This window comes from Caulobacter sp. 602-1, assembly GCF_003931565.1.
Lineage (GTDB): Bacteria > Pseudomonadota > Alphaproteobacteria > Caulobacterales > Caulobacteraceae > Caulobacter.
The window spans coordinates 672,710-694,720 of the sequence record NZ_RRYI01000002.1; the positions used below are offsets into that span (position 1 = coordinate 672,710).

At 67.3% G+C, this 22,011-nt stretch carries 14 protein-coding genes and 2 pseudogenes; 4 read left to right on the top strand and 12 right to left on the bottom strand.

The features are described from left to right. Positions 1-32 precede the first annotated feature (32 nt). From EIK80_RS07740 to EIK80_RS07770, 7 genes are all read right to left on the bottom strand, one after another. On the bottom strand, positions 33-821 hold the full coding sequence (locus EIK80_RS07740; protein WP_125156378.1) for a thioesterase family protein: 789 nt from the start codon (positions 819-821) through the stop codon (positions 33-35). A gap of 65 nt (positions 822-886) precedes the next feature. Continuing rightward, positions 887-2,563, bottom strand: coding sequence for a M56 family metallopeptidase (locus EIK80_RS07745; protein ID WP_125156379.1), 1,677 nt, complete (start codon positions 2,561-2,563; stop codon positions 887-889). Then, a complete protein-coding gene (locus EIK80_RS07750) occupies positions 2,560-2,946 on the bottom strand; it encodes a BlaI/MecI/CopY family transcriptional regulator (RefSeq protein WP_125156380.1) in 387 nt (128 codons plus the stop codon). The genes EIK80_RS07745 and EIK80_RS07750 overlap by 4 nt, the downstream gene beginning before the upstream one ends. A 97-nt stretch (positions 2,947-3,043) precedes the next feature. After that, on the bottom strand, positions 3,044-3,250 hold the full coding sequence (locus EIK80_RS07755; RefSeq protein WP_125156381.1) for a hypothetical protein: 207 nt from the start codon (positions 3,248-3,250) through the stop codon (positions 3,044-3,046). 146 nt (positions 3,251-3,396) lie between these two features. Then, entirely contained in the window at positions 3,397-5,613 is a 2,217-nt protein-coding gene (locus EIK80_RS07760; RefSeq protein ID WP_125156382.1) for a S9 family peptidase, read from the bottom strand. A 65-nt stretch (positions 5,614-5,678) separates the two neighbouring features. Beyond that, positions 5,679-6,557, bottom strand: a complete 879-nt coding sequence (locus EIK80_RS07765) for a polysaccharide deacetylase family protein (protein ID WP_125156383.1) — start codon at positions 6,555-6,557, stop codon at positions 5,679-5,681. A 3-nt stretch (positions 6,558-6,560) separates the two neighbouring features. Continuing rightward, positions 6,561-7,784 carry an SGNH/GDSL hydrolase family protein gene (locus tag EIK80_RS07770; RefSeq protein WP_125156384.1) on the bottom strand — a complete coding sequence of 408 codons (1,224 nt, stop codon included), beginning with the start codon at positions 7,782-7,784 and terminating at the stop codon, positions 6,561-6,563. Positions 7,785-8,097: 313 nt separating this feature from the next. On the opposite strand from EIK80_RS07770, the gene EIK80_RS07775 reads away from it, so the two are divergent. After that, the gene (locus EIK80_RS07775; protein ID WP_125156385.1) at positions 8,098-8,433 is read left to right on the top strand and encodes a hypothetical protein; all 336 of its coding nucleotides are present in this window, start codon (positions 8,098-8,100) and stop codon (positions 8,431-8,433) included. Here EIK80_RS07775 and lepB read toward each other — a convergent pair. Beyond that, positions 8,430-9,197, bottom strand: a complete 768-nt coding sequence (gene lepB, locus EIK80_RS07780) for a signal peptidase I (protein ID WP_125156386.1) — start codon at positions 9,195-9,197, stop codon at positions 8,430-8,432. The genes EIK80_RS07775 and lepB overlap by 4 nt on opposite strands. A gap of 168 nt (positions 9,198-9,365) precedes the next feature. Further along, a complete protein-coding gene (locus EIK80_RS07785; protein ID WP_125156387.1) occupies positions 9,366-11,750 on the bottom strand; it encodes a TonB-dependent receptor in 2,385 nt (794 codons plus the stop codon). 241 nt (positions 11,751-11,991) lie between these two features. Here EIK80_RS07785 and ettA point away from each other — a divergent pair, with 241 nt between their 5' ends. Beyond that, positions 11,992-13,659 carry an energy-dependent translational throttle protein EttA gene (gene ettA / locus EIK80_RS07790; protein ID WP_125156388.1) on the top strand — a complete coding sequence of 556 codons (1,668 nt, stop codon included), beginning with the start codon at positions 11,992-11,994 and terminating at the stop codon, positions 13,657-13,659. A 149-nt stretch (positions 13,660-13,808) separates the two neighbouring features. Continuing rightward, positions 13,809-19,721: a hypothetical protein gene (locus EIK80_RS07795; RefSeq protein ID WP_125156389.1), complete on the top strand. Its 5,913-nt coding sequence runs from the start codon at positions 13,809-13,811 to the stop codon at positions 19,719-19,721. Between the two features lie 36 nt (positions 19,722-19,757). Here EIK80_RS07795 and EIK80_RS07800 read toward each other — a convergent pair whose 3' ends face one another. After that, the gene (locus EIK80_RS07800; RefSeq protein WP_125156390.1) at positions 19,758-20,159 is read right to left on the bottom strand and encodes a hypothetical protein; all 402 of its coding nucleotides are present in this window, start codon (positions 20,157-20,159) and stop codon (positions 19,758-19,760) included. Between the two features lie 284 nt (positions 20,160-20,443). On the opposite strand from EIK80_RS07800, the gene EIK80_RS07805 reads away from it, so the two are divergent. After that, positions 20,444-21,412, top strand: coding sequence for a 2-hydroxyacid dehydrogenase (locus tag EIK80_RS07805; RefSeq protein WP_125156391.1), 969 nt, complete (start codon positions 20,444-20,446; stop codon positions 21,410-21,412). Here EIK80_RS07805 and EIK80_RS26655 read toward each other — a convergent pair. Both EIK80_RS26655 and EIK80_RS26660 read right to left on the bottom strand, forming a co-directional pair. Continuing rightward, positions 21,409-21,719: pseudogene (locus tag EIK80_RS26655) on the bottom strand (hypothetical protein). The gene EIK80_RS07805 and the pseudogene EIK80_RS26655 sit on opposite strands and share 4 nt — an antisense overlap. Next, positions 21,667-21,951 (bottom strand): annotated as a pseudogene (locus EIK80_RS26660) (carboxymuconolactone decarboxylase family protein); the annotation flags it as partial. The pseudogenes EIK80_RS26655 and EIK80_RS26660, both read right to left, overlap by 53 nt. Positions 21,952-22,011: the final 60 nt, after the last annotated feature.

Consider the following 22,011-nt stretch of genomic DNA (forward strand, 5'->3'; position numbering starts at 1 on the left):
CGCCAAGGGCCTCGCGGCCCGTTCGCGCGCGATCAGGCGAAGACCGCCACGTTCTGGCGCGCCAGGACCAGTGGGTGACCATTCCGGTCCCACAGGTGCATCTCCTGGGTGGAATAGCCTTCGCCAACGGTCTCGGCGCGCGTGCGCAGCAGGCGCCAGCCGTCATCCTCCTCAGCGGGCAGGCCGACCACGTCCATCGCCCAGGTCATGGTCGAGATCGGGGCGAACTGGGTGAACAGGGCCATGGCCGGGGGCGGCGGCATGTCGGCCAGGGCGATGAGGGCCGACAGCGAGCGGGCCGCCGGGTCGCGGTGACGGATCCACAGCAGGTATTCGGGGTCCCCACCGGCCAGCGGTCGCGTGCCGCCCGCCTTCCGCACCTCGAACTGGGCCGAGAAGTGCGGCGCGCCTTGGCGGCTTTCCGGGAAGAAGGATTCGCAGGCCTCGGGCGGCACGACGTCAGGGGCGGGGACCTCGCTGTAGGACAGCGTCGAGACCCGCGCCGCGCCGAAGGTCAGGACCCCGTGGGTGGCCACGCCCTGTTCGCCGACCAGGTCGACCGCGACGAACAGGGTCGACTTGCCCTGACGCAGCGGCCTGACCTGGATGGCCAGTTCGCCAGACGCGGGGCCGACGAAGGCGAACTGGGCCGAGCGCAGGGGCGGCGCCTCCGGAAAGGTGCGCTGGGCGGCCTCGACGCAGAGCGCCGCCGAAAGGCCGCCATAGGTGGTGCGGCCCTGCTTCCAGTCGTCGGTGACGAAGGCGGAAAAGCCGGACTCGGTGGCGGCGACGGCGGCGATCAGATCGGTATAGAGCGTCATGCGAAAGAGGTTCGTTTTCTTTCACTACGGAAGTCAAGCGCCGTCGTCGCCTCGGATTTGGGATCTCAGCTCGGCTTGCGCGACCGGGCTTCCAGCTCGTCGGCCCGACGCTCCATGTCCTTGGCCTTGTCCGGCAGGGTTTCGGCCAGGTCGCGCAGTTCGGCGTCGGTGACGACGCCGCCGCGTTCGCGGTTCTCGGCGATCTGCTTGGCGCGATAGGCCGGGTCGCGCAGGCGGACGGCTTCCTCGCGCATCTGCTGAGCGCCGCGCCGCATCTGCACCGCGCCAGTAGCCATGTGGATGCGAGCGTTGGCGACCTGGCGCATGGCCTGCTCGCGAGCGCGCTCGCCGATGATCCGCGCCTGCTCGCCGGCGAGGCGAGCCTGTTCGGCGCCTCGGCGCGCGCCTTCGGCCGCCTGGCGGGCGAGGTCGGCCTGGGCTCGGGCGTCGTCCGCCAGGCGGCGGGTTTCGTCGGCGTGGATCCGTTGCTGGTCGGCCTGGCGGCGCGCCAGGTCGGCTTCGATGCGAGCCTGGTCAGCCTCGATGCGGGCCTGCTGGGCTTCCGCGCGCGCCTGGTCGGCGGCCATGCGCTCGGCGGGCGTCGCCTCGCGGAAGTAGCTGTAGACGTAGCCGGACTTGTAGGCGGGCGGTTCGGGCGGCGGGGCAGGGGGCGCCGGCGGGGCCGGCGCGGCGGGCCCGCTGACTGGTGCAGCGGGGGGAGCCGGGGGCGCGGCCATCGGCGCGGGCGCCGCCGGGGGAGCGGGCGGCGGCGGCGGGGCCTCCCAGGCCTGGTGCGTCAGGCCCAGGGCGGCCAGGGGCGTGGCGACGGCGGCCAGGGCGACGACGCTGAGGGCGACGGTCACGGGCCGGCGACGTGAAGCGGTGTGGGTCATGATGTGGGCGATCCTTGTCTTCAGCGTGCGGGCGCTGGCGGCCATCGCGGTTGCGGGACGCGGGCTCATCAGGCGGGCGGTGGGGTGAGACGCCAGGCGCACCAGCGTCCGGGCGTAGAGGGTGCGATCGACGGTCTCGAGCGCGACGGCGTCGGCGGTCTCTTCCGAGCGCTCAGCCAGCACGGCGTGCAGGCGCCAGACCAGGGGATTGAACCAGAACACCGCCAGGGCAAGGCGCGACAGGATCAGGAAGATCCAGTCCTGGCGACGCAGGTGGGCCAGTTCGTGGGCCAGGATGGCGCGGGCGGCCTGCCGCTCGTCCAGGCTGGCCGGGTCGACGACGATGAAGCCCGGCGCGACGCCCCAGCTGAGCGGGCTGGCGACGCGCTCGCTTGCGATCAGGCGCGGACGGTCTTCTTCCGGCGAAAGCTCTTCCAGGGGCAGCAGCCAGTCCCGCTGTTCGACCGGACGGCCCTGACGGGTCCAGCGGTCGAGGGTCAGCAGGCCCAGCAGCAACTGGCCGACCACGGCCGCCACGCCCAGCAGCCACAGGCCGCCGACCATCTGGGCCGAGGGCGGCCAGGATGGGGCGACGGGAGCCGAAGCGGCGTCGGCGGCCATGCTCGCGCCTTCCACCGGGACGTAGGGCGCGATCGGCGGCAGCAGGGCCAGGTCCAGGGCCGGCAAAACGTTCATGATCACGGGAATGGCCAACAGCAGGCCGACCGTGGCGCGCAGGATATCCACGCGGTCGATCGGTCGCTGGGCCAGGAAGCGGGCGCAGGCCAGGCCCGCGCCAGCGACGACGCTGGACTTGACCAGCAGCGACAGGAGAAGCGTCCAGGTCACGACCGATCCTCCAGCGGCCGTTCCACGGCCTTGTCGATGACCCGCTCCAGGGCGGCGGCTTCCTCGGTGGTCAGGCGCTGGCCAAGGCCAAGCAGGGCGGTGGCGGCGCTGGCGGCCGAGCCGGCGAAGAAGGTGTCGATGACCCGCTTCAGCGCGCTGGCGGCGACGGCCTCGGGGCGCGGGGCGGGGCGGTAGACGAAGCCGTCGGGACCGGCCTCGCGCTCGACCAGGCCCTTGGCCTCCAGGCGCGAGAGCATGGTGCGGATGGCCGAGTCGCTGATCGGGTCGGACAGGGCGCTACGCACGTTGGCGACGGCGCCGGTCTCCAGGCGACAGAGGGTCTCGAAGACCTCGCGTTCGCGTCGGGGCAGGGATTCGATCATGGCGGCTTCCGCTATCCGGTGTCCGCTACATGTGTAGCGCTACGTTTGTAGCGCGACTAGCCTGCGATGCGTGAATTCGGCGTAATGTCGGAGCGGCCTAGTGCAGCGTCGTACTGGCCAGCATCCAGCTGGAGAACGTGCGGTTGTCGCGTTCGTCGCGCTGTTCTTCCAGCGCCATCTCTTCCAGCATGATCGCCGCCAGCAGCCATTCCTCGAGCTCCGAGGCGGAGGCGCGGCCGTCCTCCAGCGCTTCCTTTACGGTCGCGATCAGCTGCTCGATGGCTTCGTCGGTGGTCTTCGCCATGGCCCGCTCCTCCAGGATCAATACTGGCGGAGTCTAGAGAGTGGTTCGCGGTTCAGGTCCGCGACAAAGTGGCGTCGGGGTGGCGCATTCCGTCGCGGCCCCGCTCGACCAAGGAGTCCTTGGATGCGAGCGGGGCGCGGAAGGGGCTACTGGCCCTTCAGCTTGCGGTCGAAGAACTCCAGGTGCGTGTTCAGCACGCTGAGGCCCTTGGTCTTGCTGCCGGGCGCGCTGTGGCGCTCGCCGGGATAGAGCGCCATCTCGAACGGGATGGCCTTCCTCTGCAGGGCCGCGATGACGCGGGTGCTGTTCTCGAAGATCACGTTGTCGTCGGCCATGCCGTGCAGCAGCAGCAGGCTGCCGGGCTTCAGCTTGTCCAGGCGGGTATTGATGTCCGAATAGGCGTAGCCGGCCTTGTTGTCGGCGGGCGTCCCCATGTAGCGCTCGGTATAGGCCGTATCGTAGAGGCTCCATTCGGTCGGCGGGGCGCCAGCCGCGCCGGCCTTGAACGGGGTGTTGTCGGCCGTCAGCAGCATCAGGGTCATGAAGCCGCCGTATGACCAGCCCATCACGCCCAGCTTGTCGGCGTCGACATAGGGCAGGCTTTGCAGGAACTTGGCCCCCTGCAACTGGTCGTCGACCTCCACCGTGCCGAGGTTGCGGTCGAGGGCGCGCTTGAAGGCCGCCGAACGGTTGCCGCTGCCGCGGTTGTCCAGCTTGAAGACCACGTAGCCGGCTTCGAGATAGGTGCGCTCGCTCGGGCTATGCCAGCTCTTGGTGACGCGCTGGGCATGCGGGCCGCCATAGACCGAGACGATGGCCGGGTACTTCTTGGCCGGATCGAAGCCGATGGGCTTGAGGATCTCGTAATACAGCGCCGCGCCGTCGGCGGCCTTCAGTGAGCCGTATTCCGGAACCGGCAGGGTCGAGGCGTAGGGCCAGTAGGCGTGGCCCTCGGCCAGCTTGTTTTCCTCGATCCAGCGGACCCGCTTGCCGTCGGCCGAATAGAGCGCGGTCTGGGGCGGGGTCTTGGGGTCGCTGTAGGAGCCCGCGAAGGCGCCGCCCGCGTCGGCGACCTTGGCCGACCACCAGCCGCCGCCCGAGGTCAGAGCCTTGGGCTTGCCGGGCTTGGCGTAGCTTACCTCATAGATGCGGCGCTCCAGCGGGCTGTCCATCGAGGCGCCGAAGATGGCGACCTGACGGGTCTCGTCGACGCCTTCCAGCCTGTCGACCGGCCAGTCGCCCTTGGTGATCTGGGCGATGAGCTTGCCGTCGGCGGCGTAGCGGTAGAGGTGGCTGGCGCCGTCCCGCTCCGAGCCCCACAGGAAGGTGCCGTCCTTCAGCGCCTTGAAGTTGTCGAGCAGCTCGATGAAGTGCGGGTCGGTCTCGGTCAGGATGGTCTTGCCCGCGCCGGTGGCCGGGTCGAAGGCGATCAGGTCCAGGGTCTTCTGGTCGCGCGACAGGCGCTGGACATAGACGGTCTTGCCGTCCTGGGCCCAGGCGACGCGGGCGACATAGATGTCCTTGTTGGCGCCTAGGTCCAGTTGCACGACCTTGCCCGAGGCCAGGTCGCGGACGAACAGGTCGACCACGGCGTTGGGCCGGCCGGCGCGCGGATAGCGCTGGTTGACCACCGTGGCGCCGGTCGGGCCGATGTCGGCGCGCGGCACGATGTCGACGCCGTTCTCGTCGACGCGGGCATAGACGATGCGAGCCTCGTCCGGGCTCCACCAGTAGCCGGTGGCGCGGGAAAGTTCTTCCTGGGCGATGAACTCGGCGACGCCGAACGACAGGGCGTCCTTGCCCTCGGTGGTCAGGGCCTTCTCGGGGCCGCCGCTCACCGGCTTGATGTAGAGGTTCTGGTCGCGGACATAGCTGACATAGCCGCCCTTGGGCGAGACCTTGGCGTCGACCTCGTCGCCCGGGGTTTCGGTCAGGCGGGTGACCTTGCCGTCGGCGATGCTGTCCAGATAGAGGTCGCCGTCCAGCGGCACCAGGATGAAGCGGCCCTGCTTGTCCCAGCTGTACTCGACAATGCCGCGGGCCGAGACGCGGGCGCGTTCGCGACGGGCCTTCTCGGCCTCCGAAAGTTCCTTGGCCCCGGACGACAGCGCCGCCGAGTCGATCAGGCGATAGGGCTCGCCGCCCTTCACGTCGGCCGCCCACAGGTCCTGGACATTGGCCGCCTCGGCCTTGCCCTTCAGATAGGTGACGCGCTTGCCGTCGGGGGACAAGGCCACGCCCTTGGCGGTCGGGCCGCTCAGGCTAGGGTCGGCGAAGACGCGCTGTGGGGTGAGTTTTTCCGCCATGGCAGGGGTGGTGAGGGCGAGGACGGCCGCGAGCGCCGTAAGCGAGGGCTTGATCATGGCGCGGGACGCTATGCGGGAGCGTCGCCATTGTCAGCAGGGAAGTTGTTGCGGGGCTGAAACGCTTAGCGGCACATCCCGTCGAGCGCCTTCACATCCACCGGATCGGGCGGAACCGGCAGACCCTTGGCTTTCAGGGCGTCCTCCAGCGAGGTCGGTTCGGGCGGCAGACCGGGGTCGACGTCGGTTCGGTAGAACGGATGACTCTCGGCCTTGGCGAGGGTCGTGAAGCCGAAGCCCTTTCTGGCGTAGAGCTTGTAGAGGCGGGGCGCCATGCGCGCGTCGAAGGCGCCGCCATGCATCAGCAGCACATAGGGGATGTCCGCGCCGTACAGCGTCTTGCTCATCGCCCGCGCCCGGTCGGCGACGGCGGCGGCGGCGTCCAGATAGCGCTTCTCCAGCTCGACCACGGCGGCCTTGTCGCCCTTGGCCATGCAGCGGGCATAGGGCTCGTTGAAGGCGTAGTCGGCGAAGCTCATCGTCACGCTGGCGATCTTGTAGTGGTTGGCCGCCAGCCAGGCGCGGACGGCCAGGCGCTTCTCGGGCGTGTCGCCCTCGGACAGGAACGGATAGCGCAGCCAGCGCCAGTCCTCGGCGGCCATGAGGTCCTTCAGCATCGGCTCGTTGCGGGCGGCCTCGGCGGCGAACTGTTCGGGCGTCAGGTCCTTCAGGTTCTGGTGCGACCAGGTGTGGTTGCCAAGGGGCTGGTCGGCGTCGCGCCACATCTTCAGCACCGGCGTCGAGGTCGGCTCGCGCTCGGTCTGGACGCCGTTGATGAACCCGAAGGCGGGGGCCTTGGCGTCGGCGGCCGCCTTCAGCAGATCCGCGGCGACCTGCACGCGCGTGACGCCGGGCGGCAGGGCGCTGTGAGCCGGCAGGTCGTCCCAGGTGAAGGCGATGACGGGCGCCGGGGACGCTAGAAGAAGGACTGCGGCGGCGATCATGGCTTAGTTCCCGAACAGGCTCAGCGGAACGGCGTCCGCCATGGCCTTGTAGCCGGCCATGTTCGGATGCAGGCCGTCATTGTCATAGGCGGATAGCAGGTGGGTCGGGTTGGCGGGGTCGCGCAGGGCCTTGTCCCAGTCGATCACGCCGTCGAAGTTGCCGGGCGCGCGGATCCAGGCGTTGATCGCCTGGCGGTCGGCCTCGCTCTCCGGTCCGGGATGGTAATAGGCCGAACGGCCATAGGGCAGGATGGTCGCGCCGATCACCTTGACGCCCCGGCCATGAGCGCGGTCGATCATCTGGCGGTAGCCGGCGATGACCTGCTCAACGAGGGCCTTGTGCGCTTCGGGCGTGGCGGGCGCCTCGCGTGTCAGGGTTCCCAGATCGTTGACGCCTTCCAGCAGCACCACATGGGTGACGCCGGCCTGGGAGAGGACGTCGCGCTCGAACCGCGCCAGGGCGTTGGGCCCCAGGCCGTCCAGCAGCACGCGGTTGCCGCCGATGCCGAGATTGAGCAGGCCAATGTTCCTGCCCTTCAGGCGTTCGATCAGGCCGTCGGTCCAGCGCAGGTTGGTGTTGGGCTGGACGCCGTAGCCGTCGGTGATGCTGTCGCCCAGCGCCACGACCGTCTTGGCCTTGGCCGAGACGATGTCGACGCTGGAGATTTGCAGCCAGCGGTCCGCGGTCTTGGCGCCGGGAAGATCGGCGGCGGACACGTGGTCGCCGGCCAGGACGTAGGAGGTGGCCCGCGAGCCCGGGTGTCCGGTCTGGACGCTGGGCGCGGCGGCGTAGTGGAGGCTGATCGCCAGGCTGGTCAGCGGCGCGACCTTCAGGCTCACCGGGTCGGACCAATAGTCGGCGCCGGCGGGAATGGTCACCTCGGCGCGGCCGGAGAAGGTCAGGGCGCGGTCCGTGGCCGGGTCGATGCGGGCGCTGGCGAGATCGGACGAGACCGCGACGTGGGCGGCCTTGATCGTCAGCGGCGCGGTCCCGAAGGCATTGGAGAGGCGCACCCGCAGCGTCTCGCCGCCCAGAGTCAGGCGCACGATCTGGCGCAGGGTGGCGTCCGGATAGTCCTCGGCGGCGAGGCGATTCTTCTCGTCCGGCGCCATTTGGGCGCTGGCCCAGGCGCCGACCCAGCGGGGAGACTTGGTCGGCTCGGCATGAACCGGGAAAGCGAGGGCCAGGGCTGCGCCGAATACGGCCAGCCGCGCGAGCATCTTCATCGACGTTTTCTCCCCACTCCGACCTTGCGACATCGGTAGCGGTAACATTGGTATGACCTCTCGCGGTCGCCGTAAAGCGCCGCCGTTCGCGGATGATTTTCGAGGCCACATGCGGCAGGCCGTCGCGGCCGTCGAAAAGAGGTTGCGCCATCCGGAGTGTTAGCGCTATCAGAGATCCGTGAGGCGCCGAGCGCCTCTGCCCTTCCTGGGCGTTTCCTCCCTATTGACTTCAAGCCCGGTCGTTTGGCCGGGCTTTCTTTTTGCGCGTCGCGAAAGATGCTAGTCAGGGCGCTAACGACGCGAGGTTCCGCATATGACAGTCGCCAAGCCCAAGAAGAGCGAAGTGCTCGAGGTTCGTCTGCCGTACGAGACCAAGACCGCCTTCATGGCCCGCTGCCGCGAGACGGACCGCACGGCCAGCGAGGTGGTGCGGATCTTCATCGACCAGGAGCTGGACGGACGCACGGCGAAGCCGCGCACGCATGGCCTAATGTGGCGAGCCCTGGCGGCGGCCCTGGCCGGTCTCTTCGTCGGCGCGGTGGCCGCGCCCTCGCTCGCCCGTCCGACCACGCCCTCGCACGCGGTCTTTGAACGCCTCGACGCCAATCACGATGGCAATCTGAGCTTCGAGGAATTCAGCGGGCGCTAACGGATCGGCTTCAGCAGCCGGTCCCACTGCAGGTCCAGCCACGTCCAGGGCTTGAACAGCGACGCGCCCTGGCGCCACGACACCAGAACGAACTTCGCCCGGCCGACCAGGTTCTCGGCCGGCAGCAGGCCGACGCCGCCCGCCGACGGCGAAAAGCGGCTATCCAGCGAGTTGTCGCGATTGTCTCCCATCACGAAGTACTGGCCCGCCGGCACGACATATACGCCGGTGTCGTCGCCCGGCAGGCCGGGACCGCCGTCATAGGTGACGTAGGCGCGTCCGTTCGGCGTGCGCTCGCCCAGTTGAAGGACGGCGCGATCCGGCGCGTCGTGATCCTGGGTCATGCCCATGGGCGTCTGAGGAATGGCCGCGTCGTTGACAAACACCTGACCCTCGCGCACCCGGATCCGGTCGCCGGGCAGGCCGATCACGCGCTTGATCCAGGTCTGGGAGGGATCCCGCGGCAGGCGGAAGACCACCACGTCGCCGCGCTGGGCCGCGCGCCCCAGCAACCGGCCCTTGAACAGCGGCGGATTGAACGGAAGCGAAGCCCGGCTCCAACCGTAAGACGACTTGGAGACCACGATGTAGTCGCCGGTCACCAACCCGGGCTCCATCGAGGACGAGGGGATGGTGAAGGGCTGGAAGATCACGACCCGCAGGACCAGGGCGATGGCGAGCGCCAAGCCCACGGTGCGGAGGATCTCGAGCAGTTCGCGCCAGGCGTTGGCGCGAGGCGTGTCGGTAGAGGGCATGTCGATCATGCGCCGACCAGGCCCCACGTCACGCCGGAGCGCCAGGGAAGCCCTGTCCGGACGGCGAAAATTCGTGTCCGGACAAGAGAAAGGGCCGGGATACGCGCTCCCGGCCCTGCATTTATTCTTGTCATCCGACCCCGGCGAAGCGGAGAGCCGGATGACAAGGCTTCGGGTCTAGAAGCGCTTCTTGATCGTCAGATAGGCCTGGCGCGGGGCGCCCGGCAGCAGGGTCATGGCCGTGCCGCCCGGGTCGGCCTTGGCCGGTCCGCCCGAACCCACCGTCGAGATGTAGTCCTCGTCGTTCAGGTTGGTGACGTTGGCCTGGATCTCCAGGCCGCGGAGCATCGGAGCGGCGCTGTCGCTGAAGCGATAGCCGACCGTCAGGTCCGCGACCGTATAGCTGTCGACCTTGCCGCCATCGTTCTCGAACGTGTACCAGCGCGAGCCGACATACGAGAGGCCGGCGCGGGCATAGAGGCCGCCGTTATCGTACTTCAGCTCGGCCTTGAGCAGGTTCTTGGGCGTGTAGATCACGTCCTTGCCCTTGGTCTTCATGGCCACCAGGCCGCCGGCGCCCGGGACGTCGTCGTCATACTTGGAGTCGTTGTAGCTGTAGGAGCCGTACAGAGACCACTCGTCCGTCATGCGGAACTCGCCTGCGACCTCGACACCCTTGGTCGTCACCGAGCCGACGTTCGACAGCACGGCCGGCAGACCCAGGATCGGCGGGGCCGTTGAGGCGCTGTCCAGTCGGTTGTCGAACTTGACGTGGTAGAGGGCCGCCACGCCCTGGAAGCGGCTCGTCTTGAGGCGCAGGCCGCCCTCGAAGGTCTTCGAGGTTTCCGGCTTCAGGTTCTTGGCGACATAGTCGACGACCGTCTGGTTCTGCGAGGCGAACGGACCGGAGGTCGCGGCCGACACGAAGGCGGCCATGTTCTCGGTGTAGCCGCCGAACACTTCGACGCCGTTGTCCAGGCTGTAGACGGCGCCGACCTGGGGCAGGAAGCTGTCCTTGCTCTCGATCTTGCCGTTCATCGCGCCGACCACGGCCTTGACCTCGTTCTCGACCTTCAGGGCCTTGAAGCCGAAGTTGACCTTGAACGCGTCGGTCACCGACCAGACGTCCTGCACGTAGCCGGTCGTGGTCTTGGTGTTGAACTTGTACTCCCACGAGGTGGTGAACGGGTTGGACTGGAAGTCCAGCGGGTCACGCGACGGGGCCGCCAGGGTCTCGGCGTAGAAGCGGCGAGCCTGGGCGAAGTCGTTGTCCTCGTGCCAGAAGCCGGCGCTGATCCGGTGGCTGGCCAGGTCGACGACCAGGTTGCCGATCAACCCCTTGCGGTCGATGTCATACTCGGTGGTGCGGATCGACAGCGGGGCCGCCGTCGAACCCGTCGTGCCGTAGCCAGGGCTGACTGTGTAGGGCGTGTACCACAGGCCCTGGCCCTTGTTCTTGTGGCCATAGCCCGTCAGGTCGACGCGGACGTTGTCGCCGATCTTCTGCTTGAAGGTCGCGGCGAACAGGTCGTCGTCACGGATGCCGGCGCCGGCGTAGTAGGCGTCGTCCGGGGTGTCGACGCCGTAGGCGCGGTACGGGTTCACGCCCACGCCGGTCCAGTAGCCGCCCTTCAGCAGCGGCGTGGCGCCGGCGTAGTTGGCCGGGTTGTTCAGCACCGAGGCGACGCCGACGGCCTTGGCCCAGTCGGGCTGGAAGTTGTCGAAGTCGCGGCCCAGGCGCTTGATCATGTCGAACGACATGTCCTGGTAGTCCTGCTCGCGGCGTTCGGAGTGGTCCCACCACGCCGTCAGCGAGCCATTTTCGCCGAGCGGCAGCTCGACCTTGCCGTCGATCTGCAGCTGCTTCTGCTTGGAGCCGCCCTTCCACTTGTCGGCCTTCTGCTCGGCGACCGAGAAATAGCCCTTCAGGCCGTTCAGCGACTCGATGGCGCCGGTGTCCATGCGGCCGAACACGCGGTGCATGTTGTCCGAGCCGACCGTGGCGTTGGCCTGCAGGCCGAAGTCGTCGGTCGGGTTGCGCGAGAAGAACTGCAACGTGCCGCCGAGATTCGAGGTCGAAGCGGTCGACAGGGCGCCCGCGCCCTGGGCCAGCTCGATCTTGCCGATGTCCTCGCTGGCGATGGCGCGGCTGATGTGCAGGCCGTTGTAGTTGCCGTAGCTCATGTCGCCCAGCGGCACGCCGTCCAGGGTAAAGCCCAGGCGGCTCTGGTCGAAGCCGCGGATCGAGATGCGGGTCGACCACTCGTAGGCGCCGAAGGCGTCGGCCGATTGGAACGATACGCCAGGCAGCTTCTCGATGGCCTTCAGCGGGCTGGAGCCGGCGGCCTGCAGGGCGACCTGCTGCTCGTTGACGACCTGAACCTGGCGGCTTTCGCCACGGCCCAGGACGATGATGGCGTCCACTTCCGAGACGTCCGGCGCGGCGGTCGGCGCCGCGGCGGCGGCGTCGGCGGGCTTGGCGTCGTCGGCCGCGAAGGCCGGGTGCGCGAACAGGCCGAGCGCGCAGGCGGCGGCGCTCAGCAACAAGGCGTGCTTTTTCATGACTGTCCCCAATCCGGCCCGAGACAAGGGAGGGGCCGGTTGGGAGCCTGCGGTAACAGCGGTCGACGACGGCGAGGCGACGGAGCCGTGTCGGCTGTCCGACAGTCTGACGACGGAACCGTGACGGCTGTCCCGCCCCGATCCGGCCGCGCGGACCCCGCCACGATTGCGCGAAGCTCTCCGGACCGCTATTTCAGCGCCCAATCCCCGAAACCCTCGTCCAGCGAGAACGCGAGCCCTCATGGCGCAGCAATATATTTTCCAGATGCAGGGCCTGACCAAGGCCTATCCCGGCGGCAAGAAGGTCTTCGAGAACATCTGGCTGTCGTTCTATTCCGACGCCAAGATCGGCGTGGTCGGCGTCAACGGCTCTGGTAAGTCGACCCTGCTGAAGGTGATGGCCGGCCTGGACAAGGAATTCCAGGGCGAGGCCAGGGCCGCCGACGGCATCAAGCGCGGCTATCTCCCGCAGGAGCCGGTGCTGGACCCGGCCCTGGACGTCTGGGGCAACGTCATCGCCGACTGCGAAGACAAGCAGATCTTCGACAAGTACAACGCTTTGGCGGCCCAGCTCGGCGAGGAATACACCGACGAGCTGATGGAGGAGATGACCAAGCTCCAGGAGATCATCGACGCCCGCGACCTGTGGGACATCGACTCCAAGGTCGAGATGGCCATCGACGCCCTGCGCTGTCCGCCCAACGACGCCAATATCGAAAGCCTGTCGGGCGGTGAAAAGCGCCGCATCGCGCTGGCGCGCCTGCTGCTCAGCAAGCCCGACATGCTGCTGCTCGACGAACCGACCAACCACCTGGACGCCGAGTCGGTGGCCTGGCTGCAGCATCACCTGGAAGAGTTCCCGGGCTGCGTCATCCTGGTGACTCACGACCGCTACTTCCTGGATCAGGTCACCAAGTGGACGCTGGAGCTCGATCGCGGCAAGGGCGTGCCCTACGAGGGCAACTACTCCGGCTGGTTGGAGCAGAAGACCAAGCGCGTCGTCCAGGAGCAGTCGGAATCCGAAGCCCGCCAGCGCGCGCTCACCCGCGAACTGGAATGGGTGCGTAGCTCGCCCAAGGCCCGTCAGTCGAAGTCGAAGGCCCGTCTGGCCTCGTACGAGGAAATGGTCGCCGCGCAGGAGAACGCCCGCGCCGCTCAGACCCAGGCCCATATCCAGATCCCGCCCGGCCCGCGCCTGGGCAATCTGGTGCTGGAGGTCAACGGACTGGAGAAGGAGTATGGCGACAAGGTGCTGTTCAAGGACCTGTCGTTCCGCCTGCCGCCGAACGGCATCGTCGGCGTCATCGGCCCGAACGGCGCCGGCAAGTCGACCTTGTTCAAGCTGATCACCGGCCGTGAGCAGCCCGACGCCGGCACGGTCAAGGTCGGCGAGACCGTCAAGCTCTCGTATGTCGACCAGTCGCGCGACGCGCTCGACCCGAACAAGACCATCTGGGAGGAGATCAGCGGCGGCACCGACGTGATGATCGTCGGCAAGCGCGAGATCAACAGCCGCGCCTACGTCGGCAGCTTCAACTTCAAGGGCGGCGACCAGCAGAAGAAGGTCGGCCTGCTGTCGGGCGGTGAGCGCAACCGCGTCCACCTGGCCAAGACCCTGGCCACCGGCGGCAACCTGCTGCTGCTCGACGAACCGACCAACGACCTGGACATCGAAACCCTGCAGGCCCTGGAAGAGGCGCTCGAGGAGTTCGCCGGCTGCGCCGTGGTCATCAGCCACGATCGCTGGTTCCTGGACCGCCTGGCGACCCACATCCTGGCCTTCGAGGGCGACAGCCACGTCGAATGGTTCGAGGGCAACTTCGAGATGTACGAGGAAGACAAGAAGCGCCGCCTGGGCGCCGACAGCCTTATTCCCAAGCGCATCAAGTTCCAGAAGTTCGCGCGGTAAAAACGGGCCGAATGGCAGGCGATCGAAGGCCGCGGGGTGACCCGCGGCTTTTTTCGTAGGGATCGTCACCGGCGATTTAGTGGGTTGATGCGCCTCAACTCAACATAGTGTAGTGCGGACCTCCAAGCGTTCGAAGTCGGGTGGGGTTCGTGAGTACTTTCCAGACGATCGCCACGGGCGATCTCAAGGACGTCGTCCTTAGCAACGACGGCAAGATCGCCTATGTGTCGAGCGGCGACGGCTTCGTCAGCGCCTTCAATGTCGCCACCGGCGAGGCGGCCGGGCGCTGGAAGGTCGGGACGACGCTGGGGGGCATGGATATCTCCCAAGACGGCAAGTCCCTGGTCGCGACCGAGCGCAGCTTTACGCAGCCCACCGGTGGCTCCACGACGATATCCGTTACGGTCCACGTCATGGAGCTAGCGACCGGTCAGGTCCGCGACTTCGTGATGGAAGGCAGCAGCTATTCCGGCGGCTTTTTCGACGCAGTGTTCACCGCGGACGGCAAGATCCTGCTCTCCAACAGCAATGTGACCCTTGATCCCAGCACAGGCGTCTTCAAGACGGCCGGCAACTCCTATCTCAACGGCGCATTCTCGGCCTCGCCGGACGGCACGAGGGTCATCGTTGCGCAGGATAACATCTCGGACATGCCGATCTGGCTCTACCAGACCGGGGTGGGCATCATCGCCAGTCACCAAGGCTACAAAGACAATATCAGCGGCTTCAACTACGGAGTCCAGGCGATCTCGCCCGCCGGCAACCTGATCTTCCAGGGCGGTTCGACCAGCAAGTACGGCGTGATCTATGATGGCGCCTTGAACTACAAGGGGCTGCTCTCGGACTTCCAGAAGGAGTCGATCTTCGTCTTCTCCGCAGCGTTCAGCACCGACGGCGGCAGCCTCTATGTCCTGAACGGAAACGACGGCCAGATCCTCAAGCTATCGACGACGGACTGGTCCATCCAGAGCAGCTTCTCATCCGGGCTCTCGACGACGGATTCCTATTTCAACGGCGGCGTCCGCTACGGCGACGGGCTGACCCTGACGTCGGACGGCAAGTACCTGCTGGTCTTGAACGCCACGAAGCTGAACACCATTGAGCTGTCGACCGTCGCCATGGGCGGCTCCGACGCCGCCGAGACGATGACGGGCGACGCCTCGGCCAATACGCTGAAGGGCTATGGCGGGGCCGATGTGATCGACGGCGGGGCCGGCAACGACCTGCTCTACGGCGGCTATGGCGACGACCGCCTGATCGGCGGCCTGGGAGACGACGTTCTGGACGGGGGGGCGGGCGTCGACACCGCCGACTATAGCGGCGCCGCGTCCGCCGTGACCTTGGACCTGACGATCACCAACGGCCAGTACACCGGCGGGGCGGGCTACGACGGCCTGGTCGGGATCGAGAACCTGATCGGCAGCGCGTTCAACGACAAGTTGACCGGCGACGCGAACGCCAATCGTCTCGAAGGCGGCGCAGGAGCGGACACGCTGCGCGGCGGCGTCGGCGGCGACACTTTAGTCGGCGGGGTAGGCGATGACCTGTTGATTGGCGGCATAGGGGACGACACGCTTGAGGGGGGCGACGGTTTCGACATCGCCTCGTACGAAGCCGCAATCGCCGGCGTGCGGGTCGATCTGACAAAGGTCGGGACCGTCCAGAACACCCGCGGAGACGGCCTGGACAAGCTCTCTGGCATCGAAGGGTTGAAGGGTTCGGCCTTCGCCGACGCACTGAAGGGCGACAGTGGCGACAACACCTTCGAGGGAGGCGGTGGAGACGATCTCATCGACGGTGGTGCGGGGGTCGATACGGCCATCTACGCCGGTGCGTCCTCCGCCTACAGTTGGAGCCAGAACGCCAACGGTTCTTGGACCGTGCGCGGGGGCGAGGGTGTGGACACCCTGCTGAACATCGAAAGCCTGAAGTTCACCGACAAGACCATCACGCTTTCTCCCTCTGCGGCCAATGTGACGATCGAGAGCCTGATCCCGGCCGGGGCGGTCCAGATTCTGGCCACGGGCGCGTACCGCGACGCGGTGCTCTCGCCGAATGGCCAGACGGCCTATGTTTCCGACAACGAGGGTTACGTTACCGCTTTCAACACCACGACGGGCGAGCTTGCGGGCCGCTGGAAAATGGGTTTGGCCTTGAGCGGAATGGATATGTCCGCTGACGGCCGGTATCTGGTGGCCGCCGACGGCGCCCTGGATCCGGCCATTTCTGACGCCAGGATCAAGGTCCACGTGCTGGACACCGTCACCGGCCAGATCGCGGATTACGCAATCGAGGGCAGCACCTACAAGAACGGCTTCGCCGACGTCGCCTTTCTTGATGACGGCAGGATCTTGCTGACACGCGACACGGCCTATACGGGGACGCCAACGACGATCCTGGACCCGGCCACGGGCGCGTTGAAGCAGACGGCGCTGACGACCGGCACGCTTTCGGCCTCGGACGACCACAAGACGATCCTGCTCACGCAAGGCAACAGTTCGGACGCGCCGTTGTATATCGTCAAGGGCGGCGCTCAAACCGCCTCTCACGACTGGTACGCGGACGGGGTCGGCGGCTTTAACCAGGGTTTCCAGGCCATTTCGGGCGACGGCTCGCGCGTGGCCCAGTATCTGGGTGCGCTGCACGTTTACGATGGTTCACTGAATTATCTCGTCAACCTGACCAAGCTGTACCCCGAACTGACTGGGGTCTACGGCATGGATTTCAGCGCCGACGGCAAGCATCTCTTCGTCGTCGATCAGACGACTGACCGACTGTTCGAATTCTCCACCGTGACCTGGAAGGTCGAGCAGGTCTACGGCCTGGGCGTGGATATTCTGTCGGCGTCCGCCAACGTCAACGCCATCAACTACGGCGACCATGTTTTGCTTTCCAACGACGGATCGCGCCTGATGATCTTCGACGGCGTCAGCGTCGTGTCGGTCAAGCTGAGTGGTCTGACGCCGGACGGTGGCTCCGACGGTCCTGACAACCTCTCCGGCGGGCCGGGCGACGACCGCCTGCAAGGCTTCGCAGGCGATGACGTGCTGAGCGGAGGCGCCGGCGCCGACAAGCTTTATGGCGACGCTGGCGACGACCGGCTGCTGGGCGGGGATGGCAATGACCTGCTGGATGGCGGCGTGGGCGTCGACGCCGCCGACTACAGCGGCGTGTCGTCGGGCGTCACGGTCGACCTGAAGATCGCCGTCGCCCAGGATACCAAGGGAGCGGGGCTGGACACGCTCGTCTCGATTGAGAACCTGGTCGGCAGCAGCTTCGGCGACAAGCTCACCGGCGACGCAACGGGCAACCGGATCGACGGCGGCGGGGGCGACGATGTCCTGAATGGCGGCGCGGGCGACGATACGCTCGACGGTGGCGCGGGCTTCGACGTGGCGTCCTACGAGAATGCGACCGCCGGGGTGCGGGTTGATCTGTCCAAGGTCGGAACGCTGCAAAACACCCGCGGCGACGGCTTGGACAAGCTGACAGGCTTCGAAGGGTTGAAGGGCTCGGTCTTCGCCGACATCCTGCGGGGCGACAAGGCCGACAACAGCTTCGAGGGCGGGGCCGGAGACGACCTGATCGACGGCGGCGCGGGTTTCGACACGGCCATCTATGCGGGGGCCTCCGGCGCCTACACCTGGACTTTGGACGACAACGGCTCATGGACCGTGCGCGGCGCTCAAGGCGTCGACACGCTGCTGAACGTCGAGGCTCTCAGGTTCACCGACCGGACCGTCACGCTGTCGCGGTCGGCGACTAACGCGACGATCGAGAGCCTCACCCAAGTCGGCTCGACCCAGACCATAGCCACCGGGACGTTCGCCGACGCTGTTCTCTCGCCCGATGGTCTGACGGTCTATGTCGCCAACAGCGACGGCTATGTCACCGGCTACAGCGCCTCGAGCGGCGAGATCTCTGGCCGCTGGAAGGTTGGCTCCATCCTGGGCGGCATGGATGTGTCCGCCGACGGTCGTTATCTCATGGTCACCGATGGCGTGCTGGAGAACCCGACCGGAGACCAGTGGGGCTACAAGGCTACGATCAAGGTCCATTTGCTGGACACCATCACAGGCAAGGTCACGGACTATGCGACCACGGTCACCGGCTATGACCGCGGCTTCGCCGACGTGGCCTTCACCAGCGACGGCAAAGTCATGTTCACGCAGGGCTTTGGCGGGTCGGGCTGGACGCCGGTCACGACGCTGGATCTCACGTCGGGCTTGTTCACGCGCGGATCCAGCACCTATACCCAGCCCGTGCTGTCGGTCACCGACGACCACCAGACGGTCCTGCTGGCGGAGACCGGCTCGACGGCCGCGCCGCTCTTTATCCTGAAGGGTGGCGCGCAAGCCGCCGCGCACGACCTGTACAAGGACGGGGTCTACGGCCCCAACCGTGGCGTCCAAGCGATATCGGGAGATGGCTCGTGTATCGCCCACTATACGGACAAGCTGCACGTCTACGACGGCTCGCTCAAATACCTCGTCAATCTGAGCAGCCTGCACCCGGAGCTTTCGTCGGTTTTCGGCATGGATTTCAGCGCCGATGGCAAGCACCTGCTCGTCGTCGACTCCATGACCGATCGGGTCTTCAAGTTCTCCACCGAAACCTGGGGCATAGAGCAAGTCTATTCGCTGAACGTGGACATCGCGCCGAACGGCGGCGACACCAACTATGCCAGCGCCGCCTATGGCGACCGCGTCATCCTCAGCAATGACGGCGCGCGGCTGATCGTCTTCGACGGCAAGAGCGTGGTCTCGGTCAACATGGCCGTCCTCAAGGCGGACGGCGGTACGGACGGCGCTGACACCCTCACCGGCAGCGCGGGCGCGGACCGCCTGCAGGGCTTCGCCGGCGATGATGTGCTGAACGGCGGAGCTGGCGACGACCAGCTCTACGGCGACGCCGGCAACGACCGCCTGATCGGCGGCGACGGCGCCGACCGGCTGGACGGCGGCGCGGGCGTCGACACCGCCTACTATGGTAGCGCGAGCGTCGCCGTGACCGTGAACCTGTTGCTGAGCGGGTCCAGCCAGGACACCAAGGGCGCGGGCGCCGACATCTTGGTCAGCATCGAAAACCTCGTCGGCTCGGCCTTCGGCGACACCTTGACGGGTGATGGGCGCGCCAACCAGATCGAGGGCGGAGCGGGCGACGACGTGCTGATTGGCGGGGGCGGCGACGACGTGCTGGACGGCGGCGCGGGAGCTGATACGGCCCGTTACCTGGGCGGCAAGGCCAACTATTCGGTGGTCCAGAACAGCGACGGTTCCACGACCGTGACCGACCTCCGCGCCGGCTCCCCGGACGGGACCGACAGACTGCTAAATATTGAGAGCATCCTCTTCCCGAACCCACCGTCGAGCGCAGAGATCGCCTCCGAGATGAACGCTATCCTTCGGCAGAGTAACACGGCTGCCGTGTCGACCTTGGCGGCGGACCTGTTGGTGAGGTGGAGCGTGGGGCAGCTTTCGGACGTCCAGGTCACGGCCGCAATCGTCAACGCCGCCGACGCCACCACCTCGGTCGCGTCGATGAGCTACCAGTTCTTTACGGGCAAGGTGCCGACTCAGGGAGGCGTAGACTTCCTTGTTTCGCCAACCGGTCCGAACCCGACCAACCTGAACAGCGCCTACTACGCCACGTTCGATACGGTGAACCGCTACATCAACTTCGCGGTCAATCTGGGCAAGAACGGCGAGGCCAAGGACAGCTTCGCGGCCACCTACGGGTCGCTGTCGCTGTTCGAAGCAACGAAGAAGGCCTATGCGACGATTTTCGGAGGGACGCCGACCGACGCCAAGGTTCACGCGCTGATCGACACGCGGGTCGATTACCTCGCCTACTATGGCGGTGATGGCGCGGCCGGCATCGGCACCAAGGCGGCCATGGTCGGCTTCCTGCTGGCGGCGGCGGCGACCGAGAACCTCGGGGTCATGGCCAAGTCCAACGACGCCTGGCTGATGGACCTCGCCGACGGCTCCGCACCGTTCGCTGTCAACATCCTGGATCCGGCCAACGGCTACTACAAGGCCGACTTTATCTTCGGCGGCTAAGCCGCCGGGACGGCGCGGGCCGTCCCGGCCAAGGGCCTACTTCGGATCGGCCGGCGAAGACATCGGCGGGGTGGCCGCGGCGCCGGGCTGGGTCATCTTATCCTCGGTCATCGGCGCGTTGGTCGGTGGCGTCGTCGGCAAGCTGGGGGAGGCGGACGGCGCTGGGTTCACGGCCGTATCGGGCGCGCTCGACGTGGCCGGCGGCAGGGTGGCGCTGGTGTCGGTCGACATGCCGGTCGAGGCGCTGGCGGAGCCGGCCCACCAGTCCTTGCTGGCCCGCGCCTTGGGCGAAGCCTTGTCGTAGGCGTCGAGCTGCGAATAGGGGATCGGCTGCTTGGGGCCGGTCTGGACCGACGACTTGGCCTGGGCGGCCAGCGCCACGCCGCCGCACGCCAACATCGACAGGGCCGCGGTGGCGGCGAGCATCTTGGTCAACATCTGGAATTCTCCGGATCTGAAGCGCCTGGTGGCGCCGTCAGCAAAACCCCTCGCGGCGGCGGTTGTTCACAGCTTGGCCTTGCAAAATGGCGCTTGGCGGAACCGCCGCGTCCGGATCGGGTTCTTGCCGCGCGGGCCGGCTTCGTCACCACAGCGTGATGTGACCGACACTGGCGTCAGCGCAGGGCTCTGCCTAGCTTCTCAATAGGCGTTTCCACCGAGGCGCCGGGGGCGAGACAAAGATCCGCCGCGGGCTCAACGACCCGCGCAGTTGGAGGACATGCATGCCGGATTCCCCGAAGGCGCCCGTCGACAAGCCTCACATCCTGCTCTCGCACGAGATGCTGCTGCCGCTGCAGCCGCTGCTGGAGAACGCCTACGAGGTGCATCGACTATGGGACCATCCCGACCGGATGGCCTTTCTAGAGGGGCCGGGACGGCGGGTTCGGGCCATCGTTCACGCCGGCGAGTTCGCGCTCTCCCGCGACATGCTCTCGGAAATGCCGCAACTGGGCCTGATCGCCTGCGTCAGCGTCGGCTATGACGGCGTCGACGTGCCCTGGTGCAAGGCCCATGGCATCGCCGTCACCCATTCCACCGGCCTGAACGCCGCCGACGTCGCCGATCACGCGGTGGGCCTTGTCCTGGCCGCTTGGCGCGGCATTGTCGAGGGCGATCATCGCCTGCGCTCGGGCCACTGGACCCATGCCGAGCGCATGGCCCCGCGCCATGGTCTGCGCGGCCGCAAGGCCGGCATCGTCGGCCTGGGCCATATCGGCGAGGCGGTGGCCAACCGCCTAACGGCGTTCGAGATGAAGATCGCCTGGTGGGGGCCGCATCCCAAGGAGACCGACTATCCCCGCGCCGACAGCCTGCTGGCCCTGGCTCGCGACAGCGACGTGCTGGTGGTCTGCTCGCGCTCGGACGCGTCGAACCATCACCTGATCAACCAGGCTGTCATCGAGGCGGTCGGGCCGCAGGGCCTGATCGTCAATGTCGCGCGCGGCGCCCTGATCGACGAGGACGCCCTGATCGAGGCCCTGAAGAGCGGCGCGCTCGGCATGGCCGCCCTCGATGTGTACGCGCAGGAGCCGACCCCGGCCGCGCGCTGGGCGAACGTGCCGCACACGGTGCTGACCCCGCACACGGCCGGCGCGACCCTGGACAGCATCCCGGCCATGGTCAGCCTGACCCTGGAGAACCTGCGCCGCTACTTCCACGGCGAGCCGCTGGCGACTCCCGTGGCGGCCTAGGGCGGGAACGGCGCGGCGAAGGGCTCGGGCTCCAACCGCAGACCGTTCACCAGCAGGCTGACCGTCCGATAGAAGCCGGCCAGCATCATCAGCTCGATCCGGGCCCCTTCGGAAAAGGCCTCGGCCAGGCGCGCCCACAGGGCGTCGTCGATGTCGGCGCGGGCGTTGACCGCGTCGCAGAAGCCGATCAGCAGCGCCTCGCGCGGTCCCCAGCAGGTGGCGACTCCCGGGGCGGTGGTGGCGGCGAGCTGCTCGGCGCGGAGACCGGCCGCGCTGGCGAAGAGCGCCGCGTGGACGCCCCACTCATAGGCCGCGCCGTTCAGAGCGCAGATGCGATGGATGACGATCTCGCGCTCTCGCAAGGTCAAATGGCCCGGGTCCAGCAGCCCGCCGCCGGTGAAGCGGGCGAACAGGCGCTCGTCGCGGGCCAGGGTTCGAAACAGCGAAAGCGGCTGGTCGCCGGGCGTCTTCAACTGCTCCAGCGTGCGGGCGACGCTCGGCGGGTAGGGGGCTTGGGCGGGTTCGATCCGTGGCGACATCGGTGGTGCTCCGTGCTACAAAATTTGTAACATGGAAAATTCCGAAGATGCTACAAAAAA

Coding starts and splice junctions, on each gene's coding strand:
- EIK80_RS07740 (WP_125156378.1), bottom strand. CDS start 821: ATGACGCTCTATACCGATCTGATCGCCGCCGTCGCCGCCACCGAGTCC.
- EIK80_RS07750 (WP_125156380.1), bottom strand. CDS start 2,946: ATGATCGAATCCCTGCCCCGACGCGAACGCGAGGTCTTCGAGACCCTC.
- EIK80_RS07755 (WP_125156381.1), bottom strand. CDS start 3,250: ATGGCGAAGACCACCGACGAAGCCATCGAGCAGCTGATCGCGACCGTA.
- EIK80_RS07760 (WP_125156382.1), bottom strand. CDS start 5,613: ATGATCAAGCCCTCGCTTACGGCGCTCGCGGCCGTCCTCGCCCTCACC.
- EIK80_RS07765 (WP_125156383.1), bottom strand. CDS start 6,557: ATGATCGCCGCCGCAGTCCTTCTTCTAGCGTCCCCGGCGCCCGTCATC.
- EIK80_RS07770 (WP_125156384.1), bottom strand. CDS start 7,784: ATGAAGATGCTCGCGCGGCTGGCCGTATTCGGCGCAGCCCTGGCCCTC.
- EIK80_RS07775 (WP_125156385.1), top strand. CDS start 8,098: ATGACAGTCGCCAAGCCCAAGAAGAGCGAAGTGCTCGAGGTTCGTCTG.
- lepB (WP_125156386.1), bottom strand. CDS start 9,197: ATGATCGACATGCCCTCTACCGACACGCCTCGCGCCAACGCCTGGCGC.
- EIK80_RS07785 (WP_125156387.1), bottom strand. CDS start 11,750: ATGAAAAAGCACGCCTTGTTGCTGAGCGCCGCCGCCTGCGCGCTCGGC.
- ettA (WP_125156388.1), top strand. CDS start 11,992: ATGGCGCAGCAATATATTTTCCAGATGCAGGGCCTGACCAAGGCCTAT.
- EIK80_RS07800 (WP_125156390.1), bottom strand. CDS start 20,159: ATGTTGACCAAGATGCTCGCCGCCACCGCGGCCCTGTCGATGTTGGCG.
- EIK80_RS07805 (WP_125156391.1), top strand. CDS start 20,444: ATGCCGGATTCCCCGAAGGCGCCCGTCGACAAGCCTCACATCCTGCTC.